Source organism: Microbulbifer mixtoriginis (SeqCode), from assembly GCF_052466765.1.
The window spans coordinates 2,762,386-2,774,670 of the sequence record NZ_CP174289.1; the positions used below are offsets into that span (position 1 = coordinate 2,762,386).

Sequence of the window (12,285 nt, forward strand, 5' to 3'; positions counted from 1 at the left end):
TTTTTATAAAAAAGTTTGGGGTATTTTGAGGTATTTAAAGTTGACTCGATAATATTGAGGGGCAGCAGTGTTGCTCTGGAGTCTCTTAATTATTGAGTGAATTATTCAAAGGCAGTTATAAAAATCTGGAACTTATAAGCAATCCGGAGCTTACCTGGCAAACAAATTGATTATTGCTCTGCTCTTTCTGCTTTTTCCACGCCGAGTTTCTCTAGGTTTTTGACGATATCTTCAGCCGTAGTGGCGGGGTTGATATCTCTGTCTATTTTCAGAATGGTGCCATCTTTACCTATGTATACATTCACTCGCCGGGCGAGTTTTATAAAGGGGATTAAGACATCGTAGGCTTTGGCGACTTCTCCCGTAGGGTCGCTTAGTAGGGGGAAGTCAGCAGAATTGTACTTGGCAAACCGGACTTTCTCATCGAGTTCATCGGTGCTAGCCATAAAATAGGCAACGTTAAATGAGCGAATTTGCTCACCGTTTTTAACTAAGGATCTACATTCAATTGTGCAGTTCTTGGTAAAGACTCTGGGATACCAGGCGATTACTACCGCACTTTTTCCAACGTAGTCCTGTAGCGAGTGGGTTTTTCCATCTGTGCCCTTTAAGGAGAAGTCGGGTGCTTTTTGCCCGACCTCTAACGCCATCAGCGGCACGCTGAGTATTATGGCGACAATCAGGGTAAGCCAATATTTCATAGGGTCATCCGCTTCGGCAAAGGTGGCGTCTATGCTATTGCCGCTGTGTACTTCCAACAATTATATGACGCTGGCAGGGTGAGGACCCTCTGTAACTGTCATCTTTGCCAAGAGTGACTGAATAGTGCCTGCTGTGTGAGCCAGACTTTTCTGATATGGAGGGGGAGGTCTTATGTATTTCTGCGATAAGGCTTATGGACTTTCCTTGTCGCTGCTTTAGCTGTTTACCGTGTGGCTAGTGTTCTTCACCCTGGCTTTGGGTGTCTATTGGGGATCCAATATTCTCGACGACATCGAATCCCCTAACAGCGGTGCTGTTGCAGCTACCCAAGGTTTGTGGCGTTTATTTTAGCCTTTTCCTTCAGTATGACTTCGGATCGTTTTAATGAGCACGTAAGTTGATTACGGAGTATGTAGACTTTCGTGATTTTTATCCCCCTATCCCGGTAAGTGCGGTAGATAATGCGCGCAGTGAAGAGGTTCTCAGAGAGTTTTGGCAGTTAGTACAGAATCATATTATCAGACGCTATAAGGCCGACTATTTGCGAGCTACACCGCGTCAGATTGGTGGCAGGGCTGCCTTAGTGAGAATTCCCGCACTGCTGTGGTTGGCACTGTACTTTATGACTGTACTAGCAATGCTTGTTATTGGTTTTTAGTTGGGAACTTGCCGTGCTGGTTCGGATCGGGTGGTGCTGGCTATGGCGCTGACTTTTGCCAAGATGATTTTGTTGATTGCGGACCTGAAAAGAGCTAATGAGGGTGCGCAGATGGTGGATCAGGGACCGATGAGTAAGCTCAACCAGTGTCTCAGTGCGCTGCGAGAAGACCGGTCCAGGATTCTCGCAGCGCACCAATAATAAGAGAGTCCTAATTACGCATTATCTTTTTTATGCTGCATCAGCATATCTTTGTTTTCCGGTTTAGGGGGCATCAGCATATCTTCCGGATGGACAAACTCCCGCATAAAAATTTCCCAGAAAGCCAGGAACAGGGCTGCTAACAGGGGGCCCATGGCGAAGCCACTGATACCAAACAATATCAGGCCGCCCACGGTGGAAAATAGCACCAGGTAATCTGGCAGCTTGGTGTCCCGCCCCACTAGAATAGGGCGCAACAGGTTGTCGACCAGGCTGATAACGGTAAACCCATAAGCTAACAGAATGGTCGCCTTAACCGGCTCACCGATACCGTATAGATAGATCGCTGCGGGAAACCAGATGAGTGCTGCGCCAACGGCGGGTAACAGTGACAACAGGGTCATCAGTACGCCCCAAAGCAGTGGCGCGGGCAGGTCGAGGACCCAGAAAATAATACCGCCTAAGCTGCCCTGGGTAATCGCGACAACCAGGTTGCCTTTAATTGTGGCGCGAGTGACTTCGGCAAACTTGGCCAGCAGTAGGTGCTCGCGCTCATCCCCAAGGGGCAGTGCGTGAATGATTAAATTGACCAGCCTGTCGCCATCGCGAATCAAAAAGAAGGTGAGGTAGAGCATCAGGCCGAGCATGACAAAAAAGTTAACGGTGTTCTGCCCAACTTCTATGGCATTTTTTGCAATAAAACTGCCGGCATTCATCACGCCACCGAGAAGGCGCTGTTTTGCCTCATCGATGTCTACACCGATACCCTCGAGCATATCGTTCACTCGTGGGAAGGCATTGCGCACTTGCTCCAGGGATTTAGAGACATCAATTTGCCCTTCTTGTACCTTTTGATAGAGGGTCACTGCTTCATTGATAAAAGAAGTGGCCACCACCAGCACCGGTATTACCAACAATATGACGCACATAAAAAGCGTCAGCAGAGCCATAGAATTGGGGGAATTGGGAAAGCGCTGCATCAACAGCCGGTATACGGGATAAAAGATCAGAGCGATGGCACAAGCCCAAAAAATTGGTGTAAAGAAGGGCTTAATTAGTACTAAAAAAGCTACTGATACCAATATCAGCGAAAGAATAAATGAGCGCCTTTCTAATTTTTCCTGCACTGGGATTCCCTCTACTTCTGCAAAGCCCTGTGGTATCGGGCGCCTAATTTGCGATCTATCTAAGCAGAAGCAGGGGGGATTTACCAGCGCCTGTAACCGCAGGTGTCAACGTGAAAGCGGATACCTTTATAGATTCCCAGCCCCATATTCCATTCCTTGCCTTTGTGCTTGTGGATGTCTCTCAAGACAGGAACCAGCTGCTCGCGGGTAAATTTATTTTGCGGCACTACGTCCAGGCCACAAAAGCGCAAATGTTTACTGCCTTTGGAGCCACCAGCCTTACTGTTGTAACTGGTGGTACGCCAGCCGGAGACCACTGTAACAGGGCCGATACGCGGTACTATCTCCCGCTGCAGCACCCTGAGGGTGTAAATCATTGAGCCCCAGTTTTCCACCGGAGGAATGGCGAAAGGGGGCTCATCCAGATCCCGCCAGTCGCTGCCCTGGCGCAGGAGCTCAAACGGGCTTACTACCTGGTCCACTCGGTTGATCTGTAGAAAATTCTTCAGTTTGTCGAATAGAGCCTGGTTTGCATTTTGTTTTAGGAAGCGGCTGAACACTCGCTCGGAGGCAGCTGGGTAGCCCTGGATATCGTAAACCTCGGGGATTCCCGGCAGCGGCAGGAGTTCGATAGGACTGATGAGCCGTTCTCGCAGATCCCGTGTTTTCTCCGAGGTGAATAACAGCACAATAATAATGGCGATGAGCAGTAGCCCTCCCAGAATTATTAACCTGCGCCGTTGGTTTCGTGTATTGCCTGTCGGACGATCACTGTTGTCTTGCATAGCCATGCTTCAATCCACCAGTTGCCATGTGCGGTAGCCACAGGTGTCGATATGGAAGAGCAGCTCTTTACCGAGACCCAGGCCGAAATTGCTCTCCGGGCCCAGGCGTGCATGCAGAGCTTGCAGTTCTTCCGCGAGTTCACCTTGGCTAATGTGAGAGGTTGGAATCAGGTCGAGGGCGCAGAATGCCCGGTGGCGAGATTTGTCGGCGTGTTCTAGCTCGCGGTTGTAGCTGTCGCTACGGAAGCCGGAAATTACCGCCACTGGACCGATTAAAGGCACTATCTCATCGCGTAGTAGTTTCAAAGTGGAGACCATGTTGGTCCACTCACCCTGCGGCGGAAGGGCGAATGGTGGCTTCTCGAGCTCCAGCCATTCGCGACCCTGGCGTAGGAGGTTGCTCACTGCAGTCACTTCGCCTACCCCTTGGCTCTCTAGGTAGTCAGTGAGTGCCCGTACCCGCGTGCGGTTTTCACCATTGCGTAAGAAATGATTGAAGCTCTCTTCACTGGCGATGCGATAACCGCGGGTTTCGACATAGGGTTTTTCTTGCGACTTCAGCCATAGCCACAGCCATAATGCAGCCAACACTGCGGCGAGTAGCAGCGTCAGGCTGGCGACCACCAAAAAATTGATTCGCCGGCCGGGCGGCCGGTGGGGGTAGAGTGTCCTGAAGCGGGTAAAAGAATTGCCTTCAGTCATGGGGTACGGCTACAGCTCCGAAATATGCCTGAGACATGAAAGTCTTCGTGCCGACGCCTATTTCGTCGGCGCTTCTTTAAACACTATAGCCGCAAAAATCGACCTCTTACTGGGGGATTGAAAAACAAAAAAAGCCCCGGCACCTTGCGGTGGCGGGGCTTTTGCGCTTCTAAAAGAAGGCTATATCCAGCCGATCAGACCTTGGGACCGGCGTTTTTCACATCATCGCTGACATTGAATTTTTCAATGTTTTCGGCGAACAGCTTGGCCAGTTTACCGGCCTGGTCGTCGTAGGCAGCCTTGTCTTCCCAGGCTTCGCGCGGGTTTAGGTAGGACTTGTCGACGCCCGGTACTTCCAGAGGAATATCCAGGTTCAGGGTTTCCAGGTGCTCGGTGGCAGTACCTTCCAGTGCGCCGCTCTGGATAGCCGCAACTACTGCGCGGGTTACAGGGATCGGGAAACGCTTGCCGTTGTCACCAGAGCCGCCGGTCCAGCCAGTGTTTACCAGGTATACCTTGGAGCCGAAGTCTTCGATGCGCTTCATCAGCAAGTCCGCATATTCACGCGGGGCGCGCGGCATAAACGGAGCGCCGAAGCAGGTGGAGAAAGTCGGGTGAATACCGGCCTCTGCACCCAGCTCGGTAGAGCCTACGCGCGCGGTGTAGCCAGACAGGAAGTGGTATGCGGCAGCCTCTTTGGAGAGGATGGATACCGGGGGCAGCACACCGGATACATCGCAGGTGAGGAAGACGACGTTCTTCGGCTCGCCGGCGCGGTTTTCCAGCTGGCGCATCTCTACGTGCTCCAGCGGGTAGGAGCAGCGACCGTTCTCGGTGAGGCTGGTGTCACAGTAGTCGGCGGTACCGTTCTCGCTGGTGACTACGTTCTCGACGATAGCGCCGAAACGAATAGCGTCCCAGATTACCGGCTCATTCTTTTGGCTCAGGTCGATGGTTTTGGCGTAGCAGCCACCTTCCATATTGAAAACTGCACCTTTGCTCCAGCCGTGTTCGTCGTCACCGATCAGGTAGCGCTCAGGGTCTGCGGACAGGGTGGTCTTGCCGGTGCCGGACAGGCCAAAGAACAGGCAGGTATCGCCGTCTTTGCCAACGTTGGCGGCACAGTGCATTGGCATCACGTCTTTTTCCGGCAGCAGGAAGTTCTGCACGGAGAACATCGCCTTCTTCATCTCACCGGCGTAACGCATACCTGCCAGCAGCACGCGACGCTGGCCGAAGTTGATGATGACGCAGCCTTCGGAATTGGTGCCGTCGCGCTCTGGCTCACAAACGAAGTTGGGAGCGTGCAGGATGCGCCACTCTTCCTTCGCCTTGGGGTTGTACTTTTCGGCGCGGATAAACATGTTGCGGCCGAACAGGTTGTGCCAGGCGGTCTGGGTAGTTACAACAACCGGTAGGTAGTGGTCTTCGTCCTGGCCGACGTGCAGGTGCTGCACGAAGGTGTCGTCACCGGCTACAAATGCCTCTACGCGGTCCCAGAGTGCGTCGAACTTGTCCTGTGGGAAGGGGCGGTTCACATTGCCCCAGGCGATGCTATCGGCGGTGGAGGGCTCTTCTACAACAAAGCGGTCCGCCGGGGAGCGGCCGGTGCGGGCACCAGTTTCAGCCACCAGCGCGCCGGTGTCGGAAAGTTTACCCTCGCCGCGCTTAAGAGCCAGCTCTACCAATTTTGCTGGTGAAAGGTTTTTATAAACCAGCGCGGTGTCGTCGATCTGTGCCATTCGTCGATTACCCGTGAATGTTATGTTGGATAGTAAAAAATAGGAGCCGTCCAAGTATTAGACAGCCAGGCAAAATTTGGGGGGCGCATTATGGCAAAATTCAAAATAAGCGGGTAGCAAACACGGTCACTTTTCGCGCTTTGACAGCGCTGTCACCCCAAATTAAGGCATTCTGGATTCATAAGATCTATGTAGTATTTTTACCTTATAGATTTTGTGAATTTTTATGTTCTAAGTCGCGAATTGCCAGTAGCTGAGGCTGCTCAGTACTGGCAATAATTTCCCTAGTGCAGGGTGTGGGGTGGGGCATTGAGCAGTGACTCTACCTGCTCGCGATCAAAGCGGTATTGGGCATTACAAAACTGGCAATCGCTGATGATTTCGCCATTTTGTTCTTCCAGTAATTTGTAAACGTCTTCAGCACCGAGAGAGACCAGGGCGCGTGCGCTGCGCTCCCGCGAGCAACTACACTTGAAGCGAATAGTGTCGGTGCCCAGGGTAGCCGGTTTCAGCTGGTGGAACAGGCGGTGAATCAGCTCGTCGTGGGGCACATCGAACAGCTCTTGAGGGGTCACGGTATTTGCCAGGTGCAGGGCGGTTTCCCAGGCGTCGCGATTTTCCTCGGAGCTGGCGGCATTATTGCCGGGTAGCACCTGCAGCATAATACCACCCACGTTGCTGCCATCGCACTCCAGCCAGAAGCGTGTCTCCAATTGTTCCGACTGGGCAAAGTAATCCTCCAGACATCCGGCCAGGCTCTCTTTTTCCAGCGGGACCACCCCCTGGTAGCGTTCACCACGCTTGGGCTCCAGAGTGATAGCGATGACGCCGCGGGGGCCGATCATATCGCTCAGGCTGGCCTCTTCACTGATTTGGGCGCCACCGGCGACACGGGCAATGCCACGCAGGTCACTGTGGTGGGTACACTCGGCCATAATCAGCGGCACATCGCCCTCACCGCGGGCCTGCAGGCTCAATATGCCCTCGAATTTCAGGGTGGTGGAGAGTAGGCAGGCGGCTGCGAGAAACTCTCCCAGCAAATGTGCTACCGGTGCAGGCAGTGGATTGTGCTTGAGCACTTCGCGGTAGGCGTCGGTGAGGGTCACCATCTGCCCGCGAATATCATGTTGGGAAAAGATAAAGCGTTCCAGCTGATCGGACATAGATCGAGTGCCTCGGTATTAAAACCGCGGGATTTTAGAGGTGGATATGTCTAAATGGTAGCCGGCCTGGGTAATTGTGGCGCCGGCACCGGATACTAAGGTTGGCTGGGGAAGGGTTACCCGCAGCGATTGGCGATTTCCCGCTTGAGCTGTTCGGCCATTCTCTGGCGCTCCCGCTCTGAATAACGCACCTCTTTGCCATTTTTGTCGATAAAGGCCACCCGTCCATTAAGTGAATGCAGGCGTTGGCGCGCTTTCGTGCAAATACGCTGTTGCTCCTGTTGGCGTGCGTATTGCTCTTGTTGCTGGCGCTGTTGGTATTCCCGCTCGGGGGCAGTGGCCGAGGACGTGATCAGACTCGGCCTCTTCTTAGTAGCCTCAGCGGCATTGATTGGGCCCAATTGTCCGGAAATATCCTGGGCCTTGCCCTCGGCCGGGGGGCGATCACTGAAGTGCACACGGCCATCGGCATCGACCCAGCGATAGAGCTCACCGGCGCTGGTGTTGGCAGCCAGCAACAGGCTGCCAACTAGGATTCCTCTCAGTCGTTTCACGGCTTCTCCATAGCCCACACAGCGGGCCTTACTCCTCTTTATTGGCCAGTCTGCTGAACAGCCCCTGCGAGTGGCGCTGGGGGATATGGTAGGTCTGCAGAATCATTGCCTCTTGTTCTTGAGCTTCGGCGTGATCTAGCACCATGCGATAGCCGGAGCGATCGCGCAGCTCTACAAAATTCTCTTTGTTGGTTTCCATCAATTGGGCAAACTCGTCGAAGTCCGCGACATTGTGGCCATTCACCGAATCGATAATCCAGTTTTTCCAATCGTGGTAACCCAGGTTGACGTTGGCGGGCAGGACCTTGAGCGCAACCACCAGCTCGCGGCGGCTCTCGTCACTCCACTGGTTGCGTGCATAGAGATAATCGATTGGCGCCTTGGAATGCCAACTCTTGCCCCACCGCTTGATCAGGTTCATGTTCAGAGGCACGAAGACCACGCCGCCATAAATGTAATAGCGCGGCTGCTGGTCAAATTGCTCACCCACCACCAGGGCGCGGGAGGGTGGCGGTGCTGCCAGGGCCACTTGCGCACTTTTTTCTTCACCGTTGCGGGAAAAGCGCACCGGTAATTTGTCGCCGACATGATGGCGGTCCACCGCGTAGTGGTAGTTAGTGCGCTGGTTTTCACGCCATTCGACGGTGCGATCGGCGGCAACCTCGAAGCCATCAACTTCCAGCAACACGTCGCCGGGTTGGAAAATTTCGGCAGCGGGGGAGTCGCTAAATACCTTGACGATCATTGCGCCGTCCTGGTCCTCGCTGAGACCGGCAGCCTTCTTCATGGAAGGGCTCTCCAGGCTCTGGGTCACCAGGCCCAACTCGGGGAAGCCCTGGTGTTCGCCGTCTTTGGCGTCTTCGAGTACATGGGCGATTACGCTGGGAGGCACAAAATAACCCAGGTTTTCGGCGCTCTGGTTGGTCTGCATGGCCACACCGACGATGCGACCACCGGAAATGACCGGGCCGCCGCTATTGCCGGGGTTAATGGCCGCGTCGATCTGGCCGGCCATCAGATAGCTCTCGGCGTGGGCATAGTACTGGTGTTCCACCCTGGACAGTACGCCGCGGGTGATCGACAGGGACTTGCCGCCAATGGGGTAGCCGTACACGGTGACCTCTTCTTGCAGGTCCGGCAGTGTGCCCAGTGTCAGTGGGCGGGTGTCTTTGAAGAAACTGTCATCATCCACGGTGAGCAGAGCCAGGTCGGCGTCGTGGGAGACAAACTTCACTCGGGCGCGGAATTTCTTGGCGTCGCCGTGGCGTTGCACCTGAATAAAGCTACCGTTGGCCACCACGTGGGCGTTGGTGAGGATCTGCTTGTTGCGGATAACCGCGCCGGAGCCAGATAACTGCTTGGGGTTAAGCAACGCCCAGGGATTGAAGTAGTCCGGGGCGGCAGCAGTGGTGTAAATTTTGATTATCGAACGCTTGAGCTGCTCGTGTTCGCGGCTATCGGCGAGGGCCGTCTGCATTCCGAGCAGAAGCAGCAGGGAGATGGCGATCAGTCGTTTCATCGTGGCTGTTTTCTATCGGGTTAAGTGGGGGCAGTTTAGCAGCTATAGACAAAAATGGCGGAATTTTCACCACTTTTGTCATTTGAGCCTACTCCTGCTCGCGCAGGAAGCGGTGGATCTGGCGGCGCTGCTTTTTATTGGGTCGCTCGCGCTGAATCCCCGCATTGGCTGCCTGGCGTTCAGTGCGCTCCTTTTCGCGCCGGGCAATGCTGTCCTCGGTCTCGCGGTACAGGGTGCGGGCGATATCGGCACCGCGACGCTGGTCGGAGAGGGCAATAACCTCCACCTCAATCAAGTCCCAGCCTTGGCGGATACTCAAAAGCGCGCCAACGGTGAGATCTTTGCTGGCTTTGACCCGATGTCCATCGGCGTGCACTTTACCACCTTCGATAGCCTGTTTGGCGATACTGCGGGTCTTAAAGAAGCGTGCGGCCCAGAGCCACTTGTCGATACGTACTTTTTCCATCGAATCCTGTTGATCAATATAAACTTGGGCCCGGGTTATGCGGGCTTATTGTTACTGCGTTGCAGTGACATAATTTCATCGAAGTGATGAATCGCCGGGAAGTCGCTGATCTGCCGTTTGGGCCCGCGGCTGTCCGGCTGACGGATACACAACAGGTGGGCGATGCCATAGTCCTGTGCGGCGGCCAACACACTCTGGTTGTCGTCAACAAACAGCGTGCGCTCCGGGTCGAAGGCCACCTCCTCGCGCAGGGCGTGCCAGAAGTTTCCACTCTCTTTGGCATGTCCATAATCGTGGGAGGAAATGATGTCGTCAAACCATGGCTCGAGGCCGGTAATTTGCAGTTTGTGGTCGAGTCCATGGCGGTGTGCATTAGTGACCAGATAGGTGGGTTTACGCAGTTGTCGCAGTCCCTGCAGGAAGGCCTCGGTATGGGGGCGCAGGGCGATGCGCTCTTCGATCTCGCGCAGTATCGCGAGGATATCCAGCTTTAGAGTTTCCGCCCAAAAGTCCAGGCAGTACCACTCCAGAGTGCCGCGGCGTGCATCAATTTCCCGCTGCAGCTCTATTTGGGCCCGCTCGGGATCGAGACCGTGTACTTCGGCGTAGCGTTTGGGTAGATGGTCGAGCCAGAAATGGTTGTCGTAGTGCAAGTCCAGCAGGGTGCCGTCCATATCCAGCAGTACGGTGTCGATACTTCGCCAGTCGAGCATGGGGCCTGTCTACCTCTCTGTGGTGGGGGTGGGAAGCCAAATTGTAGCCTTCCCAAAATATCCCCAGTATGAAGGTGGGCATTATGCCTGGGCACGGCGTATGCCGTACAGGATGGCAAACTGAGCACCGTAATAGCTGAGCATAATTGCTGTGTCGGCTAGAGGTAGCGGTGCTATGAACTTATTCACAGCGATCAATGCGTCGGACAGCATAAAAGTGAGTGCACCGGCGAATAGCAGCCCGGAATTGCCCTGATGAGCCCCGGCGCCTAGGGCCATGGCGACAATGGCAAGCAAGTAAAGAAGCACTGCTGGCGCCAGCTCCCCCGCAGCGGGAAGTATCCAGCGGGCCAGTCCCACTGCGGCCAGCAGAACAGGCAAGATACGTATCAGACTGCGGCGTTTGCGGAAGTTGGCAAAACGCAGGAAATTGGCCGCGTAGAGAAGTTGTGCCACCAGGAAAGCACCCAGGCCAAAGATAAACTGGTGGGCAAACCTCATTTCCAGGAGTACATCGCCGAGTGCGGAAAAAGCCAGGGCCGCAAGTGTCAGAGTGCGAGTGAGCCCATCCAGGTGCCGCATCGCCATCAGGGCGAGAATGGCGATTGGCAGAGCTTTCAGCGAAGCCATCCACAGCCCTTGAATTGCCATGCTGTCGAGGAGCATAAAAAGAGCGGCAAAGAATATAAATGCTACAGGCATAAATAGGCTTGCATGAGTTGCATCATGGGCATCGGAGGTCATATTCGGATTCATGGCAGCGCCTTTATTTTTGGTTTTATGTTTATCGGAAAGAAGCCAGTCACTAAATGTGGCACAAAGACGTGTTACCACCAACCGGATCGCCATGAATTCACAGCTCCGTGTGAAACCAGTTCCTTATGTTGGCGGCGATTACTTGCAGAGGGATTTCCTTGTGGGTCTCTTGGGGCGGCGTACATCTGGGTTACTATCTGCGCACAGGAAATTATAAATCGGTGGACTGCCTGTCTGCCGTGAGAGCCATTAACGGAGAGCTTCATCAATGAAGGCAGCCAATATTCTGGAAACCATCGGCAATACCCCGCATGTGCGTATCAATCATCTGTTTCGCCCAGATATCGAAGTGTGGATGAAGGTGGAGCGTTTTAACCCCGGCAGCAGCATCAAGGACCGTATTGCCCTGGCGATGATTGAGGATGCAGAGCGCCGTGGTGCTTTGCAGCCCGGTGGTGTGATTATCGAGCCCACCTCCGGCAACACAGGTATTGGTTTGGCCATGGTGGCTGTGGTTAAGGGGTATCGATTGATTCTCACCATGCCGGAATCCATGTCATTGGAGCGGCGCCAGGTGATGAAAGCTATGGGGGCTGAGTTGGTGCTTACTCCCAAGGAGCAGGGTATGGGCGGGGCTATCGCCAAAGCCGAGGAACTATTGGCGCAGCATGAAAACAGCTGGATGCCACAGCAGTTCTGTAACCGTGCCAATGCCCAGGTGCATCGTGACACCACTGCCAAAGAAATCCTCGCAGATTTCCCCGAGGGGCTCGATTACCTGATTACTGGGGTTGGCACCGGTGGCCACATCACCGGTTGTGGAGAGGTACTAAAGGAATCCTTTCCCAAGTTGCAGGTTTTTGCCGTCGAACCGGAAAATTCTCCAGTGATCAGCGGTGGTGATAAAGGGCTGCACCGCTTGCAGGGGATTGGTGCCGGTTTTATTCCCGAGATACTCAATACCAAAATGCTGGATGGTACCATTTTGGTAAATGGAGAAGACAGTTTTGAAATGGCGCGAAAGTGCGCTTTGAAGGAGGGGATTTTTGTGGGTATTTCCTCTGGAGCGAGCCTAGCTGCGCTGAAAAAGCGCGAGGGCGAATTTGCGCCTGGTAGCCGCGTATTGATTTTTAGTTATGACAGCGGTGAGCGCTACCTGTCGGTGAAGGACCTTTTCCCCTCCTGAGACTTTATACT

General features: G+C 54.0%; 14 protein-coding genes. 3 read left to right on the forward strand and 11 right to left on the reverse strand.

Going from position 1 to position 12,285, the window contains the following annotated elements; translation table 11 throughout:
• Nucleotides 1–170 precede the first annotated feature (170 nt).
• A complete protein-coding gene (locus tag ACJJIV_RS12260) occupies nt 171–701 on the reverse strand; it encodes a peroxiredoxin family protein (protein WP_252083718.1) in 531 nt (176 codons plus the stop codon).
• Between the two features lie 398 nt (nt 702–1,099).
• Between ACJJIV_RS12260 and ACJJIV_RS12265 the strand changes: the two genes are divergently transcribed.
• Both ACJJIV_RS12265 and ACJJIV_RS12270 read left to right on the forward strand, forming a co-directional pair.
• Nucleotides 1,100–1,360, forward strand: coding sequence for a hypothetical protein (locus tag ACJJIV_RS12265; protein ID WP_444889125.1), 261 nt, complete (start codon nt 1,100–1,102; stop codon nt 1,358–1,360).
• A complete protein-coding gene (locus tag ACJJIV_RS12270; RefSeq protein WP_444889126.1) occupies nt 1,361–1,561 on the forward strand; it encodes a hypothetical protein in 201 nt (66 codons plus the stop codon).
• Between the two features lie 14 nt (nt 1,562–1,575).
• Here ACJJIV_RS12270 and ACJJIV_RS12275 read toward each other — a convergent pair whose 3' ends face one another.
• The 10 genes from ACJJIV_RS12275 to ACJJIV_RS12320 all read right to left on the reverse strand — a co-directional run bounded on the left by ACJJIV_RS12275 (nt 1,576) and on the right by ACJJIV_RS12320 (nt 11,181).
• Entirely contained in the window at nt 1,576–2,688 is a 1,113-nt protein-coding gene (locus ACJJIV_RS12275) for an AI-2E family transporter (RefSeq protein ID WP_444889127.1), read from the reverse strand.
• Between the two features lie 80 nt (nt 2,689–2,768).
• The gene (locus tag ACJJIV_RS12280; protein ID WP_444889128.1) at nt 2,769–3,479 is read right to left on the reverse strand and encodes a D-Ala-D-Ala carboxypeptidase family metallohydrolase; all 711 of its coding nucleotides are present in this window, start codon (nt 3,477–3,479) and stop codon (nt 2,769–2,771) included.
• A gap of 3 nt (nt 3,480–3,482) precedes the next feature.
• Nucleotides 3,483–4,175, reverse strand: a complete 693-nt coding sequence (locus tag ACJJIV_RS12285) for a D-Ala-D-Ala carboxypeptidase family metallohydrolase (protein WP_444889129.1) — start codon at nt 4,173–4,175, stop codon at nt 3,483–3,485.
• Between the two features lie 194 nt (nt 4,176–4,369).
• On the reverse strand, nt 4,370–5,917 hold the full coding sequence (locus tag ACJJIV_RS12290; protein ID WP_444889130.1) for a phosphoenolpyruvate carboxykinase: 1,548 nt from the start codon (nt 5,915–5,917) through the stop codon (nt 4,370–4,372).
• Nucleotides 5,918–6,201: 284 nt separating this feature from the next.
• Nucleotides 6,202–7,080 (reverse strand): Hsp33 family molecular chaperone HslO, encoded by an 879-nt coding sequence (gene hslO / locus ACJJIV_RS12295; protein ID WP_444889131.1) that lies wholly within the window; start codon nt 7,078–7,080, stop codon nt 6,202–6,204.
• Between the two features lie 116 nt (nt 7,081–7,196).
• Complete coding sequence (locus ACJJIV_RS12300) at nt 7,197–7,634, reverse strand: DUF4124 domain-containing protein (protein ID WP_444889132.1); 438 nt, start codon at nt 7,632–7,634, stop codon at nt 7,197–7,199.
• Between the two features lie 28 nt (nt 7,635–7,662).
• Nucleotides 7,663–9,111, reverse strand: a complete 1,449-nt coding sequence (locus tag ACJJIV_RS12305; RefSeq protein WP_252083709.1) for a S1C family serine protease — start codon at nt 9,109–9,111, stop codon at nt 7,663–7,665.
• A 130-nt stretch (nt 9,112–9,241) separates the two neighbouring features.
• Nucleotides 9,242–9,619, reverse strand: coding sequence for an Hsp15 family ribosome-associated heat shock protein (locus ACJJIV_RS12310; protein ID WP_444883081.1), 378 nt, complete (start codon nt 9,617–9,619; stop codon nt 9,242–9,244).
• A gap of 35 nt (nt 9,620–9,654) precedes the next feature.
• Entirely contained in the window at nt 9,655–10,332 is a 678-nt protein-coding gene (gene yrfG / locus ACJJIV_RS12315) for a GMP/IMP nucleotidase (protein ID WP_444889133.1), read from the reverse strand.
• Nucleotides 10,333–10,413: 81 nt separating this feature from the next.
• The gene (locus ACJJIV_RS12320) at nt 10,414–11,181 is read right to left on the reverse strand and encodes a lysoplasmalogenase (protein ID WP_444889134.1); all 768 of its coding nucleotides are present in this window, start codon (nt 11,179–11,181) and stop codon (nt 10,414–10,416) included.
• 175 nt (nt 11,182–11,356) lie between these two features.
• Here ACJJIV_RS12320 and cysK point away from each other — a divergent pair, with 175 nt between their 5' ends.
• Complete coding sequence (cysK, locus tag ACJJIV_RS12325; protein WP_252083705.1) at nt 11,357–12,274, forward strand: cysteine synthase A; 918 nt, start codon at nt 11,357–11,359, stop codon at nt 12,272–12,274.
• Nucleotides 12,275–12,285: the final 11 nt, after the last annotated feature.